General features: G+C 68.7%; 33 protein-coding genes. 10 read left to right on the top strand and 23 right to left on the bottom strand.

The window, feature by feature from the left end:
• Positions 1 to 38 precede the first annotated feature (38 nt).
• On the top strand, positions 39 to 650 hold the full coding sequence (locus MKK52_RS14045) for an outer membrane protein (RefSeq protein ID WP_243954752.1): 612 nt from the start codon (positions 39 to 41) through the stop codon (positions 648 to 650).
• Between the two features lie 3 nt (positions 651 to 653).
• Here MKK52_RS14045 and MKK52_RS14040 read toward each other — a convergent pair whose 3' ends face one another.
• The 3 genes from MKK52_RS14040 to MKK52_RS14030 are packed head-to-tail and all read right to left on the bottom strand — an operon-like array spanning position 654 to position 3615.
• A complete protein-coding gene (locus MKK52_RS14040) occupies positions 654 to 1001 on the bottom strand; it encodes a DUF1491 family protein (protein ID WP_243954750.1) in 348 nt (115 codons plus the stop codon).
• A 9-nt stretch (positions 1002 to 1010) separates the two neighbouring features.
• On the bottom strand, positions 1011 to 1691 hold the full coding sequence (locus MKK52_RS14035) for a peptidoglycan-binding domain-containing protein (RefSeq protein WP_243954748.1): 681 nt from the start codon (positions 1689 to 1691) through the stop codon (positions 1011 to 1013).
• Between the two features lie 22 nt (positions 1692 to 1713).
• The gene (locus MKK52_RS14030; RefSeq protein WP_243954746.1) at positions 1714 to 3615 is read right to left on the bottom strand and encodes a PAS domain-containing sensor histidine kinase; all 1902 of its coding nucleotides are present in this window, start codon (positions 3613 to 3615) and stop codon (positions 1714 to 1716) included.
• A gap of 258 nt (positions 3616 to 3873) precedes the next feature.
• Here MKK52_RS14030 and MKK52_RS14025 point away from each other — a divergent pair, with 258 nt between their 5' ends.
• Complete coding sequence (locus MKK52_RS14025) at positions 3874 to 4179, top strand: hypothetical protein (protein WP_243954744.1); 306 nt, start codon at positions 3874 to 3876, stop codon at positions 4177 to 4179.
• A gap of 24 nt (positions 4180 to 4203) precedes the next feature.
• Here the strand turns inward: MKK52_RS14025 and MKK52_RS14020 are convergent, their stop codons facing one another.
• On the bottom strand, positions 4204 to 5298 hold the full coding sequence (locus tag MKK52_RS14020; RefSeq protein WP_313898754.1) for a hypothetical protein: 1095 nt from the start codon (positions 5296 to 5298) through the stop codon (positions 4204 to 4206).
• A 104-nt stretch (positions 5299 to 5402) separates the two neighbouring features.
• Positions 5403 to 5864 carry a GNAT family N-acetyltransferase gene (locus tag MKK52_RS14015; RefSeq protein WP_243954742.1) on the bottom strand — a complete coding sequence of 154 codons (462 nt, stop codon included), beginning with the start codon at positions 5862 to 5864 and terminating at the stop codon, positions 5403 to 5405.
• A gap of 125 nt (positions 5865 to 5989) precedes the next feature.
• On the opposite strand from MKK52_RS14015, the gene MKK52_RS14010 reads away from it, so the two are divergent.
• The gene (locus MKK52_RS14010; RefSeq protein ID WP_243954740.1) at positions 5990 to 6280 is read left to right on the top strand and encodes a hypothetical protein; all 291 of its coding nucleotides are present in this window, start codon (positions 5990 to 5992) and stop codon (positions 6278 to 6280) included.
• A 119-nt stretch (positions 6281 to 6399) separates the two neighbouring features.
• Here the strand turns inward: MKK52_RS14010 and MKK52_RS14005 are convergent, their stop codons facing one another.
• A complete protein-coding gene (locus MKK52_RS14005; RefSeq protein WP_243954738.1) occupies positions 6400 to 6912 on the bottom strand; it encodes a MucR family transcriptional regulator in 513 nt (170 codons plus the stop codon).
• Positions 6913 to 7259: 347 nt separating this feature from the next.
• Here MKK52_RS14005 and MKK52_RS14000 point away from each other — a divergent pair, with 347 nt between their 5' ends.
• On the top strand, positions 7260 to 7664 hold the full coding sequence (locus MKK52_RS14000; protein WP_243954736.1) for a PaaI family thioesterase: 405 nt from the start codon (positions 7260 to 7262) through the stop codon (positions 7662 to 7664).
• A 7-nt stretch (positions 7665 to 7671) separates the two neighbouring features.
• On the opposite strand, the gene msrA is transcribed toward MKK52_RS14000, so the two are convergent.
• Positions 7672 to 8328: a peptide-methionine (S)-S-oxide reductase MsrA gene (gene msrA, locus MKK52_RS13995; protein ID WP_243954734.1), complete on the bottom strand. Its 657-nt coding sequence runs from the start codon at positions 8326 to 8328 to the stop codon at positions 7672 to 7674.
• 171 nt (positions 8329 to 8499) lie between these two features.
• On the opposite strand from msrA, the gene MKK52_RS13990 reads away from it, so the two are divergent.
• Complete coding sequence (locus tag MKK52_RS13990; protein ID WP_409564665.1) at positions 8500 to 8991, top strand: PAS domain-containing protein; 492 nt, start codon at positions 8500 to 8502, stop codon at positions 8989 to 8991.
• Between the two features lie 9 nt (positions 8992 to 9000).
• Here MKK52_RS13990 and MKK52_RS13985 read toward each other — a convergent pair whose 3' ends face one another.
• Entirely contained in the window at positions 9001 to 9321 is a 321-nt protein-coding gene (locus MKK52_RS13985) for a PetM family of cytochrome b6f complex subunit 7 (protein ID WP_243954732.1), read from the bottom strand.
• A gap of 148 nt (positions 9322 to 9469) precedes the next feature.
• Between MKK52_RS13985 and MKK52_RS13980 the strand changes: the two genes are divergently transcribed.
• Positions 9470 to 10138: an HAD family hydrolase gene (locus tag MKK52_RS13980; protein WP_243954730.1), complete on the top strand. Its 669-nt coding sequence runs from the start codon at positions 9470 to 9472 to the stop codon at positions 10136 to 10138.
• Positions 10139 to 10532: 394 nt separating this feature from the next.
• A complete protein-coding gene (locus MKK52_RS13975; RefSeq protein ID WP_243954728.1) occupies positions 10533 to 10832 on the top strand; it encodes a hypothetical protein in 300 nt (99 codons plus the stop codon).
• Between the two features lie 22 nt (positions 10833 to 10854).
• Here the strand turns inward: MKK52_RS13975 and MKK52_RS13970 are convergent, their stop codons facing one another.
• From MKK52_RS13970 to argH, 3 genes are all read right to left on the bottom strand, one after another.
• Positions 10855 to 11556 carry an invasion associated locus b family protein gene (locus tag MKK52_RS13970; protein WP_243954726.1) on the bottom strand — a complete coding sequence of 234 codons (702 nt, stop codon included), beginning with the start codon at positions 11554 to 11556 and terminating at the stop codon, positions 10855 to 10857.
• Positions 11557 to 11681: 125 nt separating this feature from the next.
• Positions 11682 to 11963 (bottom strand): hypothetical protein, encoded by a 282-nt coding sequence (locus tag MKK52_RS13965; RefSeq protein ID WP_243954724.1) that lies wholly within the window; start codon positions 11961 to 11963, stop codon positions 11682 to 11684.
• Positions 11964 to 12062: 99 nt separating this feature from the next.
• On the bottom strand, positions 12063 to 13454 hold the full coding sequence (argH, locus tag MKK52_RS13960; protein ID WP_243954722.1) for an argininosuccinate lyase: 1392 nt from the start codon (positions 13452 to 13454) through the stop codon (positions 12063 to 12065).
• Between the two features lie 42 nt (positions 13455 to 13496).
• Between argH and tlpA the strand changes: the two genes are divergently transcribed.
• The 3 genes from tlpA to recA all read left to right on the top strand — a co-directional run bounded on the left by tlpA (position 13497) and on the right by recA (position 17211).
• Positions 13497 to 14132: a thiol:disulfide interchange protein TlpA gene (tlpA, locus tag MKK52_RS13955; RefSeq protein ID WP_243954719.1), complete on the top strand. Its 636-nt coding sequence runs from the start codon at positions 13497 to 13499 to the stop codon at positions 14130 to 14132.
• 32 nt (positions 14133 to 14164) lie between these two features.
• Positions 14165 to 15946: a carbamoyltransferase gene (locus tag MKK52_RS13950; RefSeq protein WP_243954717.1), complete on the top strand. Its 1782-nt coding sequence runs from the start codon at positions 14165 to 14167 to the stop codon at positions 15944 to 15946.
• 173 nt (positions 15947 to 16119) lie between these two features.
• Entirely contained in the window at positions 16120 to 17211 is a 1092-nt protein-coding gene (gene recA / locus MKK52_RS13945; RefSeq protein ID WP_243954715.1) for a recombinase RecA, read from the top strand.
• A 191-nt stretch (positions 17212 to 17402) separates the two neighbouring features.
• Here the strand turns inward: recA and rpsQ are convergent, their stop codons facing one another.
• The 12 genes from rpsQ to tuf all read right to left on the bottom strand — a co-directional run.
• Positions 17403 to 17669, bottom strand: a complete 267-nt coding sequence (gene rpsQ, locus MKK52_RS13940) for a 30S ribosomal protein S17 (RefSeq protein ID WP_243954713.1) — start codon at positions 17667 to 17669, stop codon at positions 17403 to 17405.
• 10 nt (positions 17670 to 17679) lie between these two features.
• Entirely contained in the window at positions 17680 to 17898 is a 219-nt protein-coding gene (gene rpmC / locus MKK52_RS13935) for a 50S ribosomal protein L29 (protein WP_243954711.1), read from the bottom strand.
• Positions 17899 to 17909: 11 nt separating this feature from the next.
• Entirely contained in the window at positions 17910 to 18323 is a 414-nt protein-coding gene (rplP, locus tag MKK52_RS13930) for a 50S ribosomal protein L16 (protein WP_243954709.1), read from the bottom strand.
• An 8-nt stretch (positions 18324 to 18331) separates the two neighbouring features.
• On the bottom strand, positions 18332 to 19078 hold the full coding sequence (gene rpsC / locus MKK52_RS13925; RefSeq protein WP_243954707.1) for a 30S ribosomal protein S3: 747 nt from the start codon (positions 19076 to 19078) through the stop codon (positions 18332 to 18334).
• 10 nt (positions 19079 to 19088) lie between these two features.
• On the bottom strand, positions 19089 to 19475 hold the full coding sequence (gene rplV / locus MKK52_RS13920) for a 50S ribosomal protein L22 (protein WP_238206638.1): 387 nt from the start codon (positions 19473 to 19475) through the stop codon (positions 19089 to 19091).
• A gap of 1 nt (position 19476) precedes the next feature.
• A complete protein-coding gene (rpsS, locus tag MKK52_RS13915) occupies positions 19477 to 19755 on the bottom strand; it encodes a 30S ribosomal protein S19 (RefSeq protein ID WP_012319190.1) in 279 nt (92 codons plus the stop codon).
• Positions 19756 to 19760: 5 nt separating this feature from the next.
• The gene (rplB, locus tag MKK52_RS13910; protein ID WP_243954705.1) at positions 19761 to 20597 is read right to left on the bottom strand and encodes a 50S ribosomal protein L2; all 837 of its coding nucleotides are present in this window, start codon (positions 20595 to 20597) and stop codon (positions 19761 to 19763) included.
• A gap of 21 nt (positions 20598 to 20618) precedes the next feature.
• Complete coding sequence (locus tag MKK52_RS13905; protein WP_243954703.1) at positions 20619 to 20915, bottom strand: 50S ribosomal protein L23; 297 nt, start codon at positions 20913 to 20915, stop codon at positions 20619 to 20621.
• Positions 20912 to 21532, bottom strand: coding sequence for a 50S ribosomal protein L4 (gene rplD / locus MKK52_RS13900; protein WP_243955093.1), 621 nt, complete (start codon positions 21530 to 21532; stop codon positions 20912 to 20914). The genes MKK52_RS13905 and rplD overlap by 4 nt, the downstream gene beginning before the upstream one ends.
• Positions 21532 to 22269: a 50S ribosomal protein L3 gene (gene rplC / locus MKK52_RS13895; protein ID WP_243954701.1), complete on the bottom strand. Its 738-nt coding sequence runs from the start codon at positions 22267 to 22269 to the stop codon at positions 21532 to 21534. The genes rplD and rplC overlap by 1 nt, the downstream gene beginning before the upstream one ends.
• A 49-nt stretch (positions 22270 to 22318) precedes the next feature.
• On the bottom strand, positions 22319 to 22627 hold the full coding sequence (gene rpsJ / locus MKK52_RS13890) for a 30S ribosomal protein S10 (protein WP_238206654.1): 309 nt from the start codon (positions 22625 to 22627) through the stop codon (positions 22319 to 22321).
• A gap of 73 nt (positions 22628 to 22700) precedes the next feature.
• On the bottom strand, positions 22701 to 23858 hold a 1158-nt coding region (gene tuf / locus MKK52_RS13885; RefSeq protein ID WP_243954699.1), incomplete at its 5' end, for an elongation factor Tu.

Below are 23858 nucleotides of genomic sequence, written 5' to 3'. Positions count from 1 at the left end.
GTCTGTCGCGACGGCGCCAACGTCTGTATCATGGGGGCATGACAGGACCGGCCTCCTTCAGCCCGCTCGTCGCCTGCCTTGCCCTGCTCTGCGGCGCAGGGCCTGCGGCGGCGCAGTTCGTGCCGTTCTCGGTGAGCTTCGGTCCCCTGCCGACCTTCGCGTGGCCGGGGCCGGAGATCGACGGACCGAGCCGGTGGGAGGGCTCCTACGCGCGCCTCTCCACCGGTTTCGAAGCCGTCTCCTCGAAACGTCTCGGCGGCTATTCCGGCCCGACCCTCGGCTTCGAGGGCGGCCGGTTCTGGCAGGAGGGGCGCTTCGTCTACGGCATCTCCGGTGGCGTCGATTACCTGATCCCGACCGGCGGCACCCTGAACCCCGGTTTCGGCCGCCTCGCCTATTCCCGCGATTTCGCGGGCGCCGTCCACGCGCAGGTGGGGACGCTGCTCACGCCGAGTGTCCTGCTCTACGGCAAGGTCGGCGGCTTCGCGGTCCACGAAACCCTGCGCGCCGGGCCGACCCCGTTCTCGCAGCCCTTCACCCGCGACGACGTCGCCGTCCTGCCGGATGCCCGCGTCGGGGTGGAATGGGCGCTGACCGAACGGTTGTCCGTCGCCGTCGAGGCGGGCGTCGTCGGCAACCGCCTGCGCTGAGCCTCACTCCTCGGCGATGTCGAGGAAGTGCCGGCCGGCGCGGTCATCGATCTCCACGATCCACAGATCGGAATCGAAGCGGATCTCTCGGGTGAGCCGTTCCTCCACGTCGAGGGGCGTGGCGCCCGCGAGCACGGGGGTGAAGCGCCTCTCGCCGAGATCGTCGGGCTCGGCCATCAACGCTTGGGGCGCCGGGCCGTAGAGGTCGGCGGTGCCGTCGAGGCGATCCACCTTCACGAAGATCGCACCCGCTTCCGCCGCGCCGCGACGCCGGAGCACGGCGGGAATGGTGAGGTCGTTGAGCCGGCGCAGATGCGCGGAGACCCAGAAATCGGAGCGCAGGCGGGGCATGGCGCAGGCCTACCCCTTCGCCGCTCCGGCTTCGAGGGCCTTCAGCGTGCGCCCGGCCGCCTCGCCGGTCACCGGCAACTTGCGGTCGCGCTCGAACTTCTCGATGGCCGCCTTGGTGGCGGGCCCCATGGCGCCGTCGGCCTTGATCGGCCCGTAGCCGAGCTTCGACAGGGCGCGCTGGGCGCGTGTCACCGCCACGTCGGCGGCCGGCGCCTCGGCCTTCGCGGGCGTGGGGGCGGGCTTCTGGCGCGGGTTGACCGAGGCGGTCGTGTCCTCGGCTCGGATCAGGTCGCCGATGGAATCCCCGGCGGCGGTCTTCGCCGTCTCCTTGGGGGCCTCCTTCGCCGCGTCGCGCTGGACGGGCGCGGGGGCGGCGGCGGGCGCGGGCACCTTCGCGGCGACCTTGGCGGGCACCTGCGGCAGGATCGGCGCCGGATGGCGGCCCTTCTGGGAATCGAGGGCGTTGACACAGATGAAGCCGGCGGCGCCGAGCGCGATCACCGCGCCGAAGACCGCCCCCGGCCGCTCGCGGCACAGGACCTTGCCCTCGGCCAAGCCGAAGCGCAGCATTTCGGCCGCCACGGCCTTCCAGCCCCCCTTCCGCAGGGACGGCATCGGTTTCTGAGCGGCCCGCGCCGGACGCCGTTGGCGCCCCTCGCTCGCGACGGTGATCTCGCGATAGCCAGCCATCGAATCTCCTTCCAGGCTCTCCTCAGCCGGCCCGCCGGAACGGCACCGATACGGTGAGATCGGACGCCGCCACCGCGCCGGAGATCGGCTCGGGGTCGAACAGGCCGAGGGGGAGCCTTACAACCTTGGGCTTTGCCAGCGCCGCACCGCGGACGGCGGTGAAGATCGGCGCGGGACCGCCCGGCGCATCCTGATCGCAACCGGCATAAGGAAGTGTCACCGTCACGATGGTTCCGTGGCCCGGCGCGCTCTCGATGCGGATCGTGCCGCCGTGCAGGCCGACGAGACCCTGCACAACCGAGAGTCCGAGGCCCGTGCCCTCGTGGCTGCGGGCATAGCCGCTGGTGCCCGCCTGGAAGAACGGGGTGCCGAGCCGCGGCAGGTCGTCGGCGGCGATGCCGACGCCCGTATCCGCGACGGTGATTTCGAGCCCGTCCACCGCACGGTTGAGGCTGACCGCCACCGTGCCCCCCGCGCCCGTGTATTTCAGGGCGTTGGAGATGAGGTTGATGAGCACCTGACGGCAGGCGCGGGGATCGGCCACGATCTCCTGCGGCCCGGCCGGGTTGGCGATGAGCTGCACCGCGCCCTCGCCGGCCTTGAGCTTCATCAAGTTGCAGCAGGACAGGACCAGTTCGGACGCATCCATCAGGTCCGGCTTGTAGTCGAAGTTGCCGCTCTGGATCCGGCTCATGTCGAGGAGCGTGTTGACCACGTCGAGGAGGTGGCGGCCCGATTGCTCGATCACGCCGGCATATTCCTGCGACTGATCGGGTCCGATCGTGATGCCGCCCGCCCCCGAGAGCACTTCGGAGAAGCCGATGATGGCGTTGAGCGGCGTGCGCAGCTCGTGGGTGACGTTGGCGAGGAAGCGGCCCTTCACGGCGTCGGCGAGTTCGGCGGCCGTGCGCGCGGCCTCCAGTTCCTGGGCGTGGCGGTGATGCTCGGTCATGTCGCGGGTGACGGCGACGACCGTCATCTCGCCGGCCAGCCCCGCATCGGCGATGCAGTGGGCGCGCATTTCCGCATGGATTAGGTCCGCCCGGTCGGCGCGGCGGGCGGCCGGATCGACATGCAGCCGAACGGCCAGCGTCGCCGGGCGGCCGGTGGCCGCGACGTCGCTCAGCGCGCTGAGCAGGGCGGGACGGTCGGCGACGTGGACGCGCTTCAGCAGGCCGTGGCCCCGCAGGGTCGCCGCGTCGCTGCCGACGAGCTTGATCGCCGAGGCGGAGGCCTCGATCACCCGGCCGTTGCAATCGTGCCAGGTCACGAGGTCGTCGATGGCCGAGAGGAGTAGGCGGTCGCGGGCCTCGTTGCTGCGTAGGCGCTCGCGCCACGCGCCCTCGTTGCGCAGGTGCTCGACGGCCTGGGCCGCCACATGGCCGAGGGCGGCCAGGGCGAAGACCGGCAGGGCGATGTTCACGGGCAGGGCGATGACCGGGTCGGCGCCGAGCCACAGCGAACCGATCAGCACGGCCCCGACGCCGAGGGCGGCGAGCACCGTTGCGGCCACGGTGGCGCGCCAGGAGCCGGAGACCAGGGCTTCGAGGGGGATGACCGCGAGCCACACGGCGGCGGGCGAGGCCGGGCCGCCGGTGATCATGGCGAGGCAGACGACGAGGCCGGTGAGCCCCGCCGAGGACACGGCGTGGGCGATCCAGAGGGAGCCGGTGCGCGACAGGAGCACGGCGGCCAGGACCGGCAGGAGCAGGCTCGCGAAGGCGGCGGCCTCGATCGCCGAGGGCACGCCCCGCCACAGGAGATAGGGAGGCAGCGCCGCCATGGTGACGAGACCGGTGGCGAGGCGGGACACGAGGAACCGCTCGTGCCGGTGCCGCATGCCGGAATCCTCGCTAGCGGAGCGGTGCACGAGACCGGCGAGGCGCTCGTCGAACAGGCTGGTCAGGACTTTATGGATGGTCAAGACTCACACCCGCGGCGCCAAGGTGCTTGTCAGACACCCGAGACGCTTCCTGTTCGACTTCGAACGACAGGGATAAGCTCTCAGACCCCCCTTAAACGAGTGTTGCGGAACTTTCGCGACTGCCAGAGATGCTTTCCACGAAGTAACCGAGATCCCGGGGGAATACGTTCACCATTTCGCAGGATTGGCGGCGAGGGTTGACGCCGGCTTCACCGAACCGAGCCAATCGTCCGCTCCGCATTCACGAAGGGGCGCCCCATGTTGTTCGTCCTGCGCGTCGTCCTGGTCGTCGGGGCGCTGTCCTATCTCGCGCTGCTGCGCGGCGGCGCCGATTCGGTGGAGGAGGCGCGCAAGCTCGCCACCCTCCCCTCCCCGAAGACGGCGGCCCCGGCCGTGACGGCCCTCGTGCCGCCGGAGACCCGCGAGCGGGTGGTGCGCGATGTCCTGGCGAAGGGGTTGATCGCCGAACTGAGCCGCCGGGCCGTGGCCGAGGAGCCCGCCGCATCCCGCGACACCCTCAACGAAGCCGACCGCAGCCCCGCCTGGCGTGGCGTGGAGCGGTAAGACGCCGGGCGATCCGGGACCGATCTAGCGGCTGCCGTCGAGGCGGTTCCGCGCGGGCGGGGCTGCGCGCACCGGGGCCGCGCGCTCGGTGCCGTGACGGAACGAGGCTTCCGGGCCGTGATAGGGCCGGTGGAGGTCGGGCGTGCGCTCGGCCAGGGGCCGGTCGAGGAGCGTGGCCAGCAGGTCGCGGGCCGCCGCGCGGCCGAGGGAGCGGAACACCGCCACCAGCGCCGTCACCCGCTCTGCCGAGCGCGCCACGCCCTGGTTGAGCGTCAGGAACACATAGACCGCCTCGTCCTCGTGCAGCCCTGCCGCGCGCATGGCCAGGGTCAGCAGGTCGTAGCGGGCATCGGGCTCGCCGGCCTCGGTCACGAAGTCGGTGGGCAGGCCGAGGGAAGCCGCCAGCGTCTCGACGAAGGTCGGCACATCCCGGTCGGTGGACAGCGCGGTCAGCGCCGCGCCGAGGCCGCGCGGCACGGGCGGACAGGAACGCAGCCCCGCAACCGCCTCGACCGCGCGGACGATGGCCTCGCGCGTCGCCGGATCGGCATGGAGATAGAGCGGTGCGAGATCGCCCGCCGCGAGATCCGGCCGGGCGAGGAGGACGCGGGCGAGATCGGCATCGCGGCGAGCGCGGCCGACCACCCGGCGCAGGGGCTCGCCGCCCAGGATGATCTCCCGGTTGAGGGCGAGGGCGAGATCGACCTCGGGCCGACCGTCACGCGACAAGTCTTCGATCGCCTCGCGGCGGAGCGACGGCAGCGAGGCGAGCCGGGCCGTGAGCATGGCCGGCATGGGACCGTCTTCGGCCGTGTCCGCGTCGGCGGCGGCCGGGGGGGCGATGATGCCCCGCGCCGCCAGGGCTTCCAGAACGGCCGGGGGCGTCTCGGGATGGGCGGCGAGCTTCTCGGCGACGACGCGGAGGGTTTCCTGATCGACGGTCGGAATCAATCCACAGGCCAGGGAGGTAAAAGTCTCGCGCACCGCCCGGTCCCGACGGGGCGCGCGCAAGTAGAGGTCCGTCTGCACGCGCAGGATGACGGGTTTGAGATCGAGCTGTTCGATCCTCGACAGTTCGAGGAGCCCGGAAAGGTCCGGCAGCGCATCAGATGCAGGCATCAGGGACCGGTTTACGCACGAGTACCGTTAGCCGAACCTAAGCCAGCGGCGTGAATCGACCTTTAAGCTGCGCCTTTTCCGATATGCTCCACCCTGGGACCGTCTCACTCGGCCTGCGACCCGCGCCGCAGCAGCGGTCGGAGGAGCAGGCCGCCCTCCGGCAGGAAGCCGGTCGCCGCCGCGAACTCTGCCAGCCCCGCCGACCCGGCATCGGGCACGAGGAGCAGCCGGTCGCATCCCGCGAGGCGGGCCGAGCGCGAGACCGCCTTCACGAGCAGTCGCCCGATGCCCCGGCGCCGCGCATCGGGGACGACGGCCAGGGTCGCGATCAGCCCAGCCGGCCGGGCCGCCGCGAGGTCGTGCACCACCTGCAGCGCGACGATCCCGCTCGGCGGCCCCCATTCCACGGCGATGAGCGCACTTCCGCCCGTCCTGTTTAACGCCTCGACCCGCCCCGCGAGGGCGGCGGGGTCGGCGGGGGCGCCGAGATCCGCCATCAGCGCCGCGAGGCCCGGCGCGTCGGCGGGGGATGCGGCGCGGATCTCCAGCCCGTAACGTTGGCCCAATCCGGTCTCCGGGAAACGGGACCGGATCGTCCGGTCTTGACGGTGAGATAGCGGCGCATCCGCCGCCCTTCCACGGCAGACGGCCTGCACCCATGTCTCAGGACAGACAATCCGAGGAGTCGAGAATGACGAAGACGGGCATTTCCCTGGCGGCGGCCCTGGCCGTCCTGCCGATGGCGACGGGCGCCGTCCTGGCCCAGCCCCTTCCGCCGGGCGTCGCCCCGCTGCCTCCCGGCGGCTTCGCGATCATCGACCGCAACAACACGGGCGGGGCGGTGAACATAACGATCCCCCGGGGCGCCACCGGCGCGGAGACCTACACGTCGAACTCGGCGGCGGGCGGCAATGCCGGGCGGCCGGAACTGGCGGTGCCGAACGGCAGCGGCGGCGGCGGGGGCGGCGGCAATTCCCGCTGAGACACAAAAGGTGCCTGGCCCCTGGGGGCCGGCACCTTTCAAGTCGGCATGGTCCCGGTGAGGACGGGGGCTCGCGCCCCCATCTCGGAGGGCCTTCCCGCAGGAAGGCCGGCGGCGACTTAGGCCGGCTCCTTCGTCTTGCGGGCGCGGGGCGCGCGCTTCGGCTTCTCGGCCGGCTCGTCCTGCGCGGCCGGCTCCTCGGCGGCGACCGCGGACGACTTGCGGCGCTGCTGGCCGAGGCCGAGGCTGCGGGCGAGCTCCGACCGCTGCGCCGAATAGCTCGCGGCAGTGGACGGATAATCGCGCGGCAGGCCGTAACGCTCGCGGTACTGCTCGATGGTCAGACCATTGCGCGAGAGGTGACGCTTGAGCGTCTTGTACGGCTTGCCGTCGATGAATGAAATCAGAGCATCCGGCGTGATCGACTTGCGCACCTGCGCGGGGGTCGGCTTGTCCGCGACTTCCGGCGCAGCCGGGGCGGGCGACGCCAACTTGAGCAACGCTTCATGCACGCCGGCGAGAAGCGCTGGCAGTTCCCCGACCGGGACCGAATTATTCGAGACATAAGCGGACACGATATCCGAAGCTTGCTCGATCAAGCTCTCGTAGGGGACTGCTGCCGTATCGTCCATCGTTGATTCCCTCTCCTTGGGGCTTCAGCGACGGTTCTAACGTTTGTGCGCCAAAATCAAGAGACACGAGAACACAATTTTCGTCAGGCACAGAGAAATCTGTCATGATTATTCGCAAAGGCCTCAAGCGCAGTCGTCCGAAACGGAACTTCCTGCACGAAGCAGCCTGAGACGCGTTAGCGCTTCGGCTTCCAGGCGCGTCTCGTTTTGAAGGGTTACGACGTGAGTAGTACGGGTTTCGACATTAATCGGTCTAAACTTGCCGTATCTGGTATGCCTGCACTGTACGACCGTTGCGAGCATCGAGCCGTCGGCGCGCCGCGAACGCGCGGAGAAGAGGCCCTAAAATGACGGAATGGGATCCCGAGACCATCTTCGGAGCGCAGATTCCATTCGTGCGGTTCTGCGGAATAGAAGCATTGGACGTCACAGAGGGCCGCACCCGCCTCAGGCTTGTCATGCGCCCAGAGCATAGTAACAACCTGGGTATCGCCCATGGCGGGATCGTCTGCACCCTGCTCGACGTGGCCATGGGCACCGCCGCCCGCCTCACCGCCGGGTGCCCGGTCGTGACCCTCGACATGCAGACGCGCTTCCTCAACCCCGGCCGGGGCACGTTGGAGGCGGTGGGACGCGTGACGCGCGGCGGGCGCTCGATCCTGTTCTGCGAAGCCGAGATGCGGGACGCCGAGGGCGTCCCGGTGGCGAGCGCGACGGGGCTCCTGAAGCCGGTGGCGAGGACGCCGACCTAGCTGAGGCTCAGGCCGGAACGTCGACGCCCACGGGGCAGCTGACGCCCGTGCCGCCGAGACCGCAATAGCCGCCCGGGTTCTTGGCCAGATATTGCTGATGGTACTCCTCGGCGAAGTAGAACGGGCCGAGGGGGACGATCTCGGTGGTCACGTCGGCGTACCGGCGCGCGCGCAGCGCCTCGGCATAGGCCGCCCGGACGCCCTTCGCGATGCGGGCCTGCTCCGGCCCGTTCGTGTAGATGCCGGAGCGGTACTGCGTGCCGACATCGTTGCCCTGGCGCATCCCCTGGGTCGGATTGTGGCTCTCGAAGAAGATCCGCAGCAGCGCGTCGAGGGGCAACACGACCGGATCGAAGGCGACCAGCACCACCTCGTTGTGGCCGGTGCGGCCGGTGCAGACCTCCTCGTAGATCGGGTTCGGCGTGTAGCCCCCGGCGTAGCCCACCGCCGTCACGAACACGCCCTCCGGCACCTGCCAGAAGCGCCGCTCCGCGCCCCAGAAGCAGCCGAGGCCGAGCACGACGGTCTCGGTGCCCTCGGGATAGGGGCCCTTAAGCGGGTTGCCGTTCACGAAGTGGCGCTCGGCCGTGCGCAGTGGGGTCGGACGGCCCGGCAGGGCGTCGGCCGCATTCGGCATCTCGACCTTCTTGCGGAAAAGGAACATCGCTCGCCCCGCGTGATTGTTCGGACCGCTCCCCAATATGGGATCGCCCCGTTCGCCGCGAAAGCGAAGGCATCTCCGCCGCAGCGGGAAACCTATTCCGAGGGACTAGACCACGGACGGGTAATTCTGATTGTACTCGGCGGCACGGTGCCAGGCAGGGAGACGAGACAGGTGGGAACGGAGCAGGCCACCACCCATCTTCTCGGAAGCTTGGAGAGCGAGGCGCAACTAGGCGACCCCTTTGCGGCGGCGGTGCGGGCCACGCGCATGCCGATGATCGTCACCGACCCCCGGCAGTTCGACAACCCCATCGTGTTCGCCAACGAGGCGTTCCTCAAGCTCACCGGCTACAGCCGCCTTGAGGTGACGGGGCGCAATTGCCGCTTCCTGCAGGGCCCGGACACCGATCCCGAGGCCGTCGCGCGGCTCCGCGGCGCCATCCGCGACGAGACCGACATCAAGATCGACATCCTGAACTACCGCAAGGACGGCTCGACCTTCCACAACGCCCTCTATGTCGGCCCGGTGCGCGACGAGGACGGCAAGGTCGTCTACTTCTTCGCCTCGCAGCTCGACGTCTCGGAGCATCACCGGATGCAGGCCGAGATCGCCGACCTGAAGAGCCGCCTCGCCGAGGCCGAGGCGCGGCTCGACCGGCGCTGAGCCGACGCCTCAGGGCCGCGTCAGGAAGCCGATGGGCTCGCGGCCGGGCTGGCCGAGCCACAGCAGGAACGCCCCGAGGACGAGCCCGACCAGGGAGGCCGGCGCGAGGGTGAGCGGCAGTCCGAGCACGTGCCACAGCCAGGGCGCCGCGCCCTCCACCCCCGTCTGCAGCGCCCCCGCCCTGTCCTTGAACAGGGTGGTGATCACGTCCGACACGGAGGTGAGGCGCGGGCCGTTATTCGCGATGGAGCGGGCGCCGTCATAGACCAGGGCGACGAAGCCGCCGGCCATCAAGACGAGACCGAGCAGGCGGGCGAGGAAACGGAGCATCACCGGGTCATCGAACCGCGCCGGGGCGGCGCGGTATTCCGCCTACGGGCTGCAGCGGGCCGGTGCAAGCGGTTGCCTGCCGCCGAGCCCCGTGCCACAGCCCCGCTTCGGAGGGCATCCCTCCGCGTGTGGGGGACGAGGGCTCGAAATGGCAGGCGCGACACCCGCCCTCGTGATCTTCGATTGCGACGGCGTCCTCGTGGACAGCGAACCGCTGAGCCTCGCCACCCTCACCGCCGGCCTCAACCGCATCGGCGTGCCCATCGACCTCGAAACGGTGCGCAACCGCTTCGCGGGCACCTCCATGGTCTCGATCATGGGGCATATCGAGCGCGATTACGGCATCCCCGCCCCCGAGGGCTTCGTCGATGCCGTGAAGGCCGAGACCCTCGCCACCTTCGACCGGGAGTTGAAGGCGATGCCCGGCGTCGCGGCGGCGATCCGGGGCCTCGACCTGCCGGTCTGCGTGGCGTCGAGCAGCGATCCGGTGCGGCTGCGCCACTCCCTCACCCTGACCCACCTGCTGGATCTCTTCTCCGGCCACGTCTTCTCCTCCACGCAGGTGGCGCGTGGGAAGCCTTTCCCGGACCTGTTTCTCTTCGCCGCCGAGCAAATGGGCGAAGCGCCGGCCTCCTGCCTCGTCATCGAGGACAGCGTGCCCGGCGTGACGGCGGCCGTGGCGGCCGGGATACGGGTCGTCGGCTTCACCGGCGGCGGGCATTGGACTCACGACCGGGCGGGCACCGATCTCCTGCGCGCCGGGGCAGAAACGGTGTTCTCCGATTATCTGAACCTCTCCAAAGTCATCACAGATTAGGAATGCACTTCAGAGTTGCGTTGCTGCGCAACAGGCTGGCATTGTCATAATTCCACTGAGCTCGGCCTCGAAAACGGAAGACAATTTCGTTGACGTCTGATGTTCGTGGGGGCATCATGTAGTCGTCGGCCTTGAAATGGCCGGCCGCGGTGATTTGATTAGCGTCGCTTGCGCCGCGTCACCAAACGCTAAAGCACTGCGAGGGCTTACCTATACCTCGCGGTCCTTCGATCTGGAGGACATCGTGACTGTCATACTCATGTCGCATCGGTCCCCGCTTCAGCTCCATCCGCGCTGTCGACGTTAGCCGCCCATTCCGATCCTCTCGGAAGTCACCGGCCCGTCACCGCAATCAGGCACGCCTTTTGCGCCGGCCCAGGGAGTCGCTCGTCCGATGCCCACATCCCTCTCGCTCGTCACACCCGTGAATCACACAGACACTCCCCTCCCCTCAGGCGAACCGCCGCCTCTGCCCTTCGAACCGGGCCCCGCCCTCGCGCGGGTGATCGAAGTGGGGGAGGTCGCGGCCGGTATCGCGGTGCCGGAGGATCGCGGCGTGCGGTTCTTCTCGGCCTCGCGGGATTTCGACGGCCTCGATGGCATGCTGTTCCGCAGCCCGGAGCAGGCGGCCCGCGCCGTCCGCGATCTGACGCGGCCGGGCGCGCGGAAGACCCCGCGCGCCGTCGCCGTCTAGGGCGCGACGGGGGTCACGCGCCCTACTTGGCGCATTCCTCGCGGGCGCGCTTGATCGCGTCCGCGAAGCCGGCCAGTTCGTATTCGTCGCTGGTCGGGTTGCCGCGCATCGAGGTGGTCTTGATGGTCAGCTTCGGCGCGCGGCCACTCATCTCCGTCACCACCCGCGTCTCGTCGGTTGGGTTCTGCAACCAAGCGTTGCCATCCTTGACGACGAGCCCGTAGCGGGACGCTCCAAGGCTCAGGCTCGGATCGGTCGCCGCCGCTGGGGAGCCAGCCTTGACCTGCGCGGCGGCGGGCTTGGGCGGGAAGCCCAGCATCACGGCCACCTCGTTGGGCACGTTCTCGGCCTTGCGCACCGTGACGAACAGGTAGGCGCTGTCGCGTTTCAGGGTCTTGGGCGACCGGGTCTGCGGCTGCGCGATGGCGTAGCAGATCCGGCTGCGCGCCTCGCCGTTCACGAAGACGTTCCAATCCCCGAAGATCGCCACCGGCACCGCCTGCTGCATGCCCGGCGGGGTCACTTGGCTCGTCTCGGACTTCCGGCTGCTCCGGCGCGAGGAATGGCGCGAGCGCCGGCTCGGCGCCGCTTCGGCCGGAGCCTCCGCGTCCTGCGCCACGGCCGGCGACACGCCGAACAGGCGGTTTGCCATCGAATCCGGCGGTGCGGCACAGGCGAGCAGAGCGACGAGGCCGACCGGAATCAGATGGGAGACGCGGACCATATTCATTCCCTGCGGGCGCGAGCCGAAGCGAGCTGTGCCTTTAGGGATCGATTAATGAACCCGGCTCGGGACAACAGCAAGGCGGCCGGCGACGAGCGCCGTGGACTGATCAGCCGTGAGCCGTTTCAAACCGCGCGGATTTCGGCGGCGGCGATGGCCGGCGCGACGAGGGCCGGCGACGGCTCGCTGTCCGAGTCCATCTGCACCGTGACCGGGGCCGGCACGGCATTGGGCAGGGCCCGGCGCTTCGGCGGATCGTTGTAGGGGGTGTTGTAGCCCTTGCGGACGGCGGCCCAGAAGACCTCCCGCGACAGATCGGTGCCCACCAGAGCGGCGTCTATGACAGCGCTCGCATGGGCGGCGAGATCGGCAACCTCTTCAGGCGTCATCCAGCTTTCGATCGACATGCTGTGCGGTCTCTCCCGTCGCGCGCTGACCCCCCATAACGCGGCGCACCTAGCTAGACGGTGAACGCACCACCGCATCGCTGGTTGCGCCGCATCATCTCAGCGTGAGGATTCGTCGAGACGGCCGAGCCAAGCCTGCGCCTGGGTGCGGACGTTGTCCGGTGCCGTGCCGCCGTAGCTGGTGCGGCTCGCCACCGAATTCTCGACGCCGAGCACCGCGTAGATCGCCTCGGTGATCTTCGGCTCGGCCTCCTGCATCTCCGCGAGCGAGAGGTCTTCGAGACCGACGCCCTTCGCGGCGGCGGCGCCGACGAGACGCCCGGTGACGTGGTGGGCCTGCCGGAACGGCATGCCGAGTTCGCGCACGAGCCAGTCGGCGAGGTCGGTGGCGGTGCTGAAGCCGGAGCCTGCCGCCTTGGCGAGGACGTCGGCCACCGGCTCCAGGTCCCGCACCATGCCGGTCATGGCCGCGAGGCAGAGCGAGAGGGCCTGGAGGGCATCGAACGTGCCTTCCTTGTCCTCCTGCATGTCCTTCGAATAGGCGAGCGGCAGGCCCTTCATGACGATGAGCAGGCCGGTGAGCGCGCCGACGATCCGCCCCGCCTTGGCGCGGACCAGCTCGGCCGCGTCGGGGTTGCGCTTCTGCGGCATGATCGAGGAGCCGGTCGTGTAACCGTCCGACAGCTTCACAAAGCCGAACTGGGCCGAGGTCCACACGACCAGTTCCTCGGCGAAGCGCGACAGGTGGACGGCGCAGATCGAAGCCGCCGAGAGCGCTTCGAGGGCGAAGTCGCGGTCGGCCACGGAATCCAGCGAGTTCGCCGTCGGCCGGTCGAAGCCGAGCGCCGCCGCCGTGGCGTGCCGATCGATGGGGAACGAGGTGCCCGCCAGCGCCGCCGCCCCGAGGGGGCATTCGTTGAGCCGCGCCCGCGCGTCGCGGAACCGGCCCCGGTCGCGGGCCAGCATCTCGACATAGGCGAGGCAATGGTGCCCGAACGTCACCGGCTGGGCGGATTGCAGGTGCGTGAAGCCCGGCATCACCGTGCCGGCATGGGCCAGCGCCTTCTCGGCCAGCGCCCGCTGCAGGTCGGCGGCCTGGGCATCCAGGGAATCGAGGGTGTCGCGCACCCACAATTTCATGTCGGTGGCGACCTGATCGTTGCGCGAGCGCGCCGTGTGCAGGCGCCCGGCGCCCGGCCCGACGATCTCGGTCAGCCGGCTCTCGACGGACATGTGGATGTCCTCAAGCTCGCGCTTGAACACGAAGCTGCCGGCTTCGATCTCGTCGCGGACGCTCTTGAGCCCGGCCTCGATCGCCGCCACATCCTCCGCAGGCAGGATCCCCGCCTTGCCCAGCATCGCCACATGCGCCAGCGAGCCGCGGATATCCTGGGGCGCGAGACGCTTGTCGAACCCGATGGAGGCGTTGATCTCCTCCATGATCTCGGCGGGGCCGCTCGCGAAGCGCCCGCCCCACATCCGGTTGCTCATGTCGATCCTTCCGCGCCGCGCCAGTTCCAAGAGGCAAGCCTGATGCCCGTCCGCAGAGGCTTCATCGCGGGCGCCGGCCTCGCGGCGCTCGGCCTTGCCGGGCTTGCCCTATACGGGAGCGGTCTCATGGGCGGCAACGGGGGAATGGTCTCCGGCCCCTGCGCCGGCTCCGCGCCCGCCCTCACCCGCGTCGAGGCCGCCGCCAAGGGCGACGTCGCCGGCATGCAGGCGCCGAAGCAATCGAAGCCCGCCCCCGACCTGACGTTCAAGGGCCCGGACGGTGCCGAGACGACCCTCGCCGCCATGAAGGGCCGGCTGCTCCTGGTGAATCTGTGGGCGACGTGGTGCGCCCCCTGCAAGGCCGAGATGCCGGCCCTCGACCGGCTCCAGGCGCAGATGGGCGGCAAGGATTTCGACGTGGTGGCGATCAACGTCGACACGCGCAACCTCGACAAGCCGGCGGACTGGCTGAAACAGGCGGGCATCACCCACCTGCCCTTCTACGCCGATCCCGGAGGGCGCGTCCTGCCCGCCGTCCAGCGCCACGCCGATTCGGCGGGCTTGCCCACGACGCTGCTGATCGACGGCGCCGGCTGCACCATCGGCGTGATGAAGGGCGGGGCCGAATGGTCGAGCCCCGACGGCCTCGCCCTGATCCGCGCCGCCCTCGGCCGTTGATCGCAGGGACGGCGCGGGCTAACCCCGCCCGGATGCGGTTCTATCTCGGTCTCGCGACCACCTTCCACGATCCGGCCCTCGCCCTGGTGGGGCCGGACGGCACGCTGCTCTTCGCCGAGGCGACGGAGCGCTTCCTGCAATACAAGCGGGCGCCGAATTGTGAGCCCGACGCCCCGGCGATCATCGCACCGCTGCTGCGCGAGTTCGTCCCGCCGGGCTCGGAGATCGTCGTCGCCTCGACCTGGGGCGAGCAGTTCAGCGATTTCCTGAAGGGGCAGGCCCAGGCGGGCACCTTCGACCTGCCGACGCTGGCCGCGCATCCGGTCGATCTCAACGCGTCCTTCGTGCCCGAACAGGCCGAGCGGGTCTTCATCGCCGACCTCCATCTCGCGCAAGCGCGCGCGGGCCTTGGCACCCTGCTCGCCCTCACCCAGGACGTGCGCACCGGCGGCCGCCCGCCCCGCGCGCGGGTCGTCGGACAACGGCGCTATGCGCACCACCTCTGCCACGCCGCCTACGGCCTGTGGGGCAGCCCCTTCGCGGAGGCCACTTCCGTGACCGTCGACGGCATGGGCGAGACCGGCGCCTCCGCGATCCACCGCCTCAAGGATGGGCGGATCGAGGAGGTGAAGCGCCATCGCGGACGCGGATCGCTGGGCTTCCTCTACGGCCTCATCACCGACCTCGCCGGGTTCGATCAGGTGAAGGGCGAGGAATGGAAGATCATGGGGCTCGCCCCCTATGGCCGTCCCGATCCGGACCTCGCCGCCATCCTCGCCTGCCTCTACCGGGTGGAAGGTACGCGCCTGCGCTTCGCCGATGCGGACACGATCCGCGGCGTCGCGGCCGAACTCCTGGCCCGCCGCCCGGCCGACGCTCTAGAGCACGGCTGGGCCGACCTCGCCCGCTGCGGACAGGACCTGTTCGGCACCCTCATGGACGTCCTGGTGGCGGAAGCCCACGCCCTCGCCCCATCCGAAAACCTCGTGATCGCGGGCGGCTGCGGGCTGAACTCCTCCTACAACGGCCGCGTGCTCGGCCGCTCGCCCTTCACCCGGCTGCATGTCCCCTCGGCCCCGGCCGATGACGGCAACGCCGTCGGCGCGGCGTGGCTTGCCTACCAGGAGGACCATCCCGACTGGTCCGGCCCGCCGGAGGAAGCCCGGCCGCTGACGCCCTATCTCGGCGCCCGCGTCTCGACCACGCCGATGGAGCGCCTTGCCGAGCAGGAGCCCCGCGCCCGCAAGCTCGGCCACGGCGCCGTGACGCGGGAGGCCGCGCGCATCCTGGCCGCCGGAGGCCTCGTCGGGTGGGTGCAGGGTCAGGCCGAATTCGGGCCCCGCTCCCTCGGCAACCGCTCGATCCTGGCCGATCCGCGCCCGGCCGGCGCCAAGGACGCCCTGAACGCCAAGGTGAAGTACCGCGAAGCCTTCCGTCCCTTCGCGCCGTCGATCCTCGCCGAGGCCGGCCCGGACTGGTTCGAAGACTTCGCGGACAGCCCCTACATGGAGCGCACGCTGGTCTGGAAGGACAGCGTGCGGGACAAGGTGCCCGCCGTCGTGCACGAGGATGGCACCGGCCGGCTCCAAACCGTCACCGCCCAGCGCAACCCCGCCTACGCCGCCCTCATCGCGGCGTTCCGTGACCTGACCGGCGTGCCGGTCCTGCTCAACACGAGCTTCAACGTGATGGGCAAGCCGATCCTCCACACGGCGGAGGACGCGATCCTCATGTTCTACACCACAGGCCTCGACGCCCTCGTCGTGGAGGACTGGATCGTCGTGAAGGACCCGGCGATGATTCGCAGCGCCTGACGCCTGTTTGGGCGCACGCGGCTGGCGTTCTCAATCACCGGTTAGAACCGGCGGCGTTCCGCCAGTCGGAACGCCGTTCCCGCCCTTGCCGAACAAGAACAAAGAGAGTACAAAATCGCTCCGGCGGGCGCGTTGTGATCGGCGCCCATCCTCTCCATAAGGAGCGTCGCCAGATGGCCCAGCCCGCGCTGAAAGTGTTGGATATGCCCCCCGCTGATAAGGACAAGTCGAAGGCGATCGACGCCGCCCTGTCGCAGATCGAGCGGGCGTTCGGCAAAGGCTCGATCATGCGCCTTGGCAAGAACGACAAGGTGCAGGAAGTCGAGACGATCTCCACCGGCTCGCTGGGCCTCGACATCGCGCTCGGCGTCGGCGGCCTGCCGCGCGGCCGGGTGATCGAGGTGTACGGCCCGGAATCCTCCGGCAAGACCACGCTCGCCCTGCACACCATCGCCGAAGCCCAGAAGAAGGGCGGCGTCTGCGCCTTCGTGGATGCCGAGCACGCCCTCGATCCGGTCTACGCCCGTAAGCTCGGCGTGAACCTCGACGACCTGCTGATCTCCCAGCCCGACACGGGCGAGCAGGCCCTGGAGATCACCGATACGCTGGTGCGCTCCGGCGCCATCGACGTGCTCGTGGTCGACTCGGTGGCGGCGCTCACGCCCCGCGCCGAGATCGAGGGCGAGATGGGCGAGAGCCAGCCCGGCCTTCAGGCCCGCCTGATGAGCCAGGCCCTGCGCAAGCTGACCGGCTCGATCTCGCGCTCGAACTGCATGGTCATCTTCATCAACCAGATCCGCATGAAGATCGGCGTGATGTACGGCTCGCCGGAGACCACGACGGGCGGCAATGCCCTGAAGTTCTACGCGTCGGTGCGGCTCGACATCCGCCGTGTCTCGACCCTCAAGGAGCGCGACGAGGCCATCGGCAATCAGGTCCGTGTGAAGGTGGTGAAGAACAAGGTCGCCCCGCCGTTCAAGCAGGTCGAGTTCGACATCATGTTCGGCGAGGGCATCTCGAAGGTTGGCGAGCTGATCGACCTCGGCGTGAAGGCCGGCATCGTCGAGAAGTCGGGCGCGTGGTTCTCTCACGACAGCCAGCGCCTCGGCCAGGGCCGCGAGAACTCGAAGGGCTTCCTGAGGGACAACCCGACGATCGCCGCCAAGATCGAAGGCATGATCCGCCAGAATTCCGGCCTCGTGGCCGAGAAGATCCTCGAGAACGCGAAGCCGACCGAGGACGACCTGGATCCGGGCGAGGCGTAAGCGTCTCCCCACCAAATGAAACTGAAACGGCCCCGGAGAAATCCGGGGCCGTTTTCGCTTCGGCGGCTCGCCAACAACGAAGCCCCCGCGAAACTGACGCAAACGCAAAACGGCGAAGCGATCCCACGGGGATCGCTTCGCCGTCATGGTCCGAGGAAGGAGCGTGGTCGAGCGTAGTACCCGACCGCGCCTCAGGCGGCTTCGCCGGCCTCGGTCTGAGTGGCGGCTTCGCCCTCGACCAGCTTCCAGGTCTTGAGCTTCGAGAAGGGACGGCACTCCTCGATGAACACCGTCTGCCCGACCTTGGCCGCATTGGCCTCGTCGTGGGCATGGTAGTTCTTCGAACGGCGGACGGTCTTCTTCATCACCGGGTGGGTGAAGCGACGCTCCACCTTCACGACGACAGTCTTCTCGCCCTTGTCGCTGACGACGACACCCTGCAAAACGCGCTTCGGCATGGTGTTCTCCTCAAGCCTTGGCGGCGGATGCGAGCGTCTGCTGACGCTGCAGCGTGCGCACGCGGGCGATGTCCCGCCGCACCTCACGGATGCGGGAGACGTTCTCGAGTTGGCCGGTTGCCCCCTGGAAGCGCAGGTTGAACTGCTCCTTCTTGAGGTTCACCAGCTCATCGGCGAGCTGATCGGCGGACAGCGCCTTCAGGTCGGCGTGGCGTTGGATGGTCTTCACGAACGATCTCCTTAATCGGCGATGCGCGTGATGATGCGGGTCCGCACCGGCAGCTTCGCCGCGCCGAGGCGCAGGGCCTCGCGGGCGATGTCGGCGGTGACACCGTCGACCTCGAACATGATACGGCCGGGATGGATGCGCGCGGCCCAGAAGTCCGGCGCACCCTTGCCCGAGCCCATGCGGACTTCGGTCGGCTTGGTCGAGACCGGGACGTCCGGGAACACCCGGATCCAGACACGGCCCTGACGCTTCATCTCACGCGTGATGGCGCGGCGGGCAGCTTCGATCTGGCGGGCGGTGACGCGCTCGGGCTCCATCGCCTTCAGGCCGAATTGCCCGAAGTTCAGGTCGAAGCCGCCCTTGGCCGCACCGTGGATGCGGCCCTTGAACTGCTTGCGGAACTTGGTCTTCTTGGGTTGCAGCATGGCTTACCTCACGCGTGCTCGCGCTCGCGACGCGGGCGGTCACGACCACCCTCACCGTCGCGCTCGCGGCGCCCGCCGGAGCGGCCGCCCTCTTCCTGGGCCTTCTTGTCCTGGGCCATCGGATCGTGCTCAAGGATCTCGCCCTTGAACACCCACACCTTGATACCGCAGGTGCCGTAGGTGGTGAACGCCGTGGCGGTCCCGTAATCCACGTCCGCACGCAGGGTATGCAGCGGAACGCGGCCCTCGCGGTACCACTCCTGGCGGGCGATCTCGGCGCCACCGAGACGACCAGAGCAGTTGATCCGGATGCCTTCGGCACCGAGGCGCATCGCCGACTGCACGGCGCGCTTCATGGCACGACGGAAGGCGACACGGCGCTCGAGCTGCTGGGCGATCGAGTCGGCCACCAGGGTGGCGTCGATCTCGGGCTTGCGCACCTCGACGATGTTGATGGTCACGTCGGCCTTGGTCATGGTGCCGACGAGCTTGCGCAGCTTCTCGATGTCCGCGCCCTTCTTGCCGATCACCACGCCCGGACGACCCGAGTGGATGGTGACGCGGCACTTCCGGTGCGGACGCTCGATGACGATCTTGGAGACCGCCGCCTGCTTGAGCTGCTTCATGAGGGCGGCACGGATGGCGACGTCCTCGTGCATGAGCTTCGCGTATTCGCCCTTGTTGGCGAACCAACGGGAGTCCCAGGTCCGGTTGATGCCGAGCCGGAGACCGATCGGGTTGACTTTCTGACCCATCAGATCCTCCTCAGGCCGCTTCAGCCGCGCGCACTTCGCGAACCACGATGGTGAGGTTCGAGAAGGGCTTCAGAATGCGCGCGCCGCGGCCGCGGGCACGGGCGTGGAACCGCTTCAGGACCAGCGCCTTACCCACGAAGGCCTGGCTGACGACGAGGTCGTCGACATCCAGATCGTGGTTGTTCTCGGCGTTGGCGATCGCGCTTTCGAGGCACTTCTTCACATCGGTGGCGATGCGCTTGCGGGAGAACTGGAGGTCGGCGAGCGCCGTCTCCACCTTCTTCCCACGGATGAGCTGCGCCACGAGATTCAGCTTCTGCGGGGACACGCGCAGCATGCGCGCAACCGCCTTGGCTTCGTTCTCAGGGAGCGCGCGGGGGGTAGCCTGCTTGCCCATATCAGCGCCTCTTCGCCTTCTTGTCGGCCGCGTGGCCGGGGAAGGTGCGGGTCGGCGAGAACTCGCCGAACTTGTGGCCGACCATTTCCTCGGTGACGTAGACCGGAATGTGCTTCTGGCCGTTATGAACGCCGAAGGTGAGTCCGACGAACTGCGGCAGGATCGTGGAGCGGCGGCTCCAGATCTTGATGACCTCGGAGCGCGAGGAACCCCGCGCCGCCTCGGCCTTCTTGAAGAGGTAGCCGTCGACGAACGGCCCCTTCCAGAGAGAGCGTGCCATGGTGGTTACTTCTTGCGGTTATGACGGCTGGACAGGATGAAGACGTCGGTCCGCTTGTTGGACCGGGTCTTCTTGCCCTTGGTGGGCACACCCCAAGGCGTGACCGGGTTACGGCCGCCGGAGGTGCGGCCCTCGCCGCCGCCATGCGGGTGGTCGACCGGGTTCATCGCCACGCCGCGGTTGTGCGGGCGCTTGCCGAGCCAGCGATTCCGCCCGGCCTTGCCGAGCGAGATGTTCATGTGGTCCGGGTTCGACACCGCACCGACGCTCGCGAAGCACTGGCCGTGCACGAGACGCTGCTCGCCCGAGTTCAGGCGAACCGTCACGTAACCCTGGTCGCGACCCACGATCTGCGCGTAGTTGCCGGCGGAGCGGGCGATCGCGCCGCCCTTGCCGATCTTCAGCTCCACGTTGTGGACGATCGTGCCGACCGGCATCGAGCCGATCGGGCCGGCATTGCCCGGCTTGATGTCCACGTTCTCGCCAGCCACCACCTTGTCGCCAGCGGCGAGCCGCTGCGGAGCCAGGATGTAGCTCTGCTTGCCGTCAGGGTAGTTGATCAGCGCGATGAACGCGGTGCGGTTCGGATCGTACTCGATCCGCTCCACGGTCGCGGCCACGTTGAGCTGATCACGACGCTTGAAGTCGACGTTACGCAGCGAACGCTTATGGCCACCACCACGGAACCGCACGGTGATGCGGCCGAGATTGTTGCGGCCGCCCGAGGAGCTCTTGCCCTCGGTCAGCGCCTTCACCGGCTTGCCCTTGTAGAGCTCACGGCGGTCAACGAGCACGAGCTGACGCAGGCTCGGCGTGACCGGTTTGAATGTCTTCAAAGCCATCGGCTCGTCCTCGATCCTGCCTCAGAGCCCGGTGGTGACGTCGATCGTGTGGCCTTCGGCCAGGGTCACAATCGCTTTCTTCACATCCGAGCGCTGGCCGCGGAGCCCGCGGAAAACCTTCTTCTTGCCCTTGGTGATGAGCGTGTTGACGCCCGTCACCTTGACGTCGAACAGCTTCTCGACCGCTTCCTTGATCTGCGGCTTGGTAGCCTTCGGGGCAACCCGGAAGACGACCTTGTTCTGTTCGGTCTGGTTCGTCGCCTTCTCGGTGATGACCGGGGAGACGATGATGTCGTAATGGCGCGGATCGGCACTCATTTGAAACGCTCCTCCAGCGCGTCGACCGCCGCCTTCGTGAGCACGAGCTTCTCGCGGCGCAGGATGTCGTAGACGTTGATGCCCTGGACGGGCAGCACGTCGATCTGCGGGATGGCGCGAGCCGCCCGGCCGAAGTTCACGTCGACCTCGGCACCGCCGATGATCAGGGCGTTCGACAGGCCCATCTTGCCGAAGGTCTCGATGAGCCCCTTGGTCTTGTGGTCGGCGACCTTGATGTCGTCGACGACGATCAGGGTCTCCGCCTTCGCCTTGGCGGACAGGGCGTGACGCAGGGCCAGCGCGCGGACCTTCTTGGGAAGGTCGTGGCTGTGGTCGCGCACGACCGGACCGAAAGCCCGGCCACCGCCGCGGAACTGCGGCGCGGACGCCGCGCCGTGACGGGCATTACCAGTGCCCTTCTGCTTGTAGAGCTTCTTGCGGGTCCGGTTCACGTCCGAGCGGTTCTGCACGGCATGGGTGCCGGCGCGCCGCTTGGCGAGCTGCCAACGAACCATGCGCTGAAGCAGGTCGGCGCGGGGCTCCAGACCGAAGATCTCTTCGTTCAGGTCGACCGAGCCGGCTCCGGCCCCGTCGAGGGTGGTGACATCGAGCTTCATCATACGGTCTCCTCAGCCGCGGGGGCCTCGGGGGCCGTCTGAGACGCGTCGGCGGAGGAACCGTTCTCACGGAACTTGCCCGGCAGCGGCACGTCGGCGGGGAGCTTGCGCTTCACCGCATCGCGGATCTGGATCCAGCCGCCGGCCACGCCCGGCACCGCGCCCTCGACGAGGATCAGGCCCCGCTCGGGATCTGTGCGCACGACGCGCAGGTTCTGGGTCGTGACCCGCTCGACGCCGAGATGGCCCGGCATCTTCTTGTTCTTGAAGGTCTTGCCCGGATCCTGACGGCCACCGGTCGAACCGATCGAACGGTGCGACACCGACACGCCGTGAGTGGCGCGCAGACCGCCGAAGTTCCAGCGCTTCATACCACCGGCGAAGCCCTTACCCGTGGTCGTGCCCGTAACGTCGACGAACTGGCCGGGGATGAAGTGGTCGGCGGTGATCTCGGCACCGACCGGGATCAGCGCGTCCTCGGACACGCGGAACTCGGCGAGCTTCTTCTTCGGCTCCACCTTGGCGACCGCAAAGCGGCCACGCTCGGCGGCGGAGACGTTCTTGACCTTGGCCTTGCCGACGCCGACCTGCAGCGCGACGTAGCCGTTCTTCTCGATCGTGCGGTGGGCAACCACCTGGCACTGATCAACCTTGAGCACCGTGACCGGCACATGCTCCCCCGCGTCCGTGAAGACGCGGGTCATGCCGACCTTCTGTGCAATGACCCCTGAGCGCATAGGTATCTCCCCCGCGCGGTGAAACGGTAAGCTCTGAACCCTCAAAGGGTCAGAGCTTGATCTCCACGTCGACGCCGGCAGCGAGGTCGAGCTTCATCAGCGCGTCCACAGTCTGGGGAGTCGGATCGACGATATCGAGGACACGCTTGTGCGTGCGCATCTCGAACTGCTCGCGCGACTTCTTGTCGATGTGCGGCGAGCGGTTGACGGTAAAGCGAGCGATGTGCGTCGGCAGCGGGATCGGGCCCCGGATCTGCGCGCCCGTCCGCTTCGCCGTCGAGACAATCTCGCGGGTCGAGGCATCGAGGATGCGGTGATCGAACGCCTTGAGGCGAATGCGAATGTTTTGACCGTTCATGACCTTCGGGCCTTGAGAGGGAGGGCGGGGAGGCGGATCCCCGCCCCTCCCTTCAGGTTCTGATGTGACGAGATCAGTCGTTGATGGCGGCGACGACGCCGGCGCCGACGGTGCGGCCGCCCTCGCGGATGGCGAAGCGCAGCTTCTCTTCCATGGCCACCGGCACGATCAGCACCACGTCCATGGTCACGTTGTCGCCCGGCATCACCATCTCGGTGCCCTCGGGCAGCGTGCACACGCCGGTCACGTCCGTCGTGCGGAAGTAGAACTGCGGCCGGTAGTTCGTGAAGAACGGCGTGTGGCGGCCGCCCTCCTCCTTCGTCAGGATGTACGCCTCGGCCTTGAACTTCGAGTGCGGCTTCACCGAACCCGGCTTGCACACGACCTGGCCGCGCTCCACGTCCTCGCGCTTCGTGCCGCGCAGCAGCACGCCCACGTTGTCGCCCGCCTGGCCCTGGTCGAGCAGCTTGCGGAACATCTCGACGCCGGTCACCGTCGTCTTCGTCGTCGGGCGGATGCCGACGATCTCGACTTCCTCACCGACCTTCACGATCCCGCGCTCGACGCGGCCCGTCACCACCGTGCCGCGGCCCGAGATCGAGAACACGTCCTCGATCGGCATCAGGAACGGCAGGTCGATCGGGCGCTCCGGCTGCGGGATGTACTCGTCCACCGACTGCATCAGCTTGAGCACGGCGTCGTGGCCGATCGCCTTGTCGCCGTTGTCAAGCGCCACCTTGGCCGAGCCCTTGGTGATCGGGATGTCGTCGCCCGGGAAGTCGTACTTCGACAGGAGCTCGCGCACCTCCATCTCGACGAGCTCGAGCAGCTCCTCGTCGTCCACGAGGTCGACCTTGTTCAGGAACACCACCAGCGCCGGCACGCCGACCTGACGGGCGAGCAGGATGTGCTCGCGGGTCTGCGGCATCGGGCCGTCGGCCGCCGACACCACCAGGATCGCGCCGTCCATCTGCGCCGCGCCCGTGATCATGTTCTTCACGTAGTCGGCGTGGCCGGGGCAGTCGACGTGCGCGTAGTGGCGGTTCGTGGTCTCGTACTCGACGTGCGCGGTCGAGATCGTGATCCCGCGTGCCTTCTCCTCGGGAGCCTTGTCGATCTGGTCGTAGGCCGTGAACGTCGCGCCGCCGGACTCCGCCAGGACCTTCGTGATCGCCGCCGTCAGCGACGTCTTGCCGTGGTCCACGTGCCCGATCGTGCCGATGTTGCAGTG

Origin of the sequence: Methylobacterium sp. J-067 (genome assembly GCF_022829465.1) — a bacterium.
Classification (GTDB): domain Bacteria; phylum Pseudomonadota; class Alphaproteobacteria; order Rhizobiales; family Beijerinckiaceae; genus Methylobacterium; species Methylobacterium litchii.
Note: the sequence above shows the minus strand (reverse complement) of the source record. Positions and strands in the feature narration are given on the sequence as shown.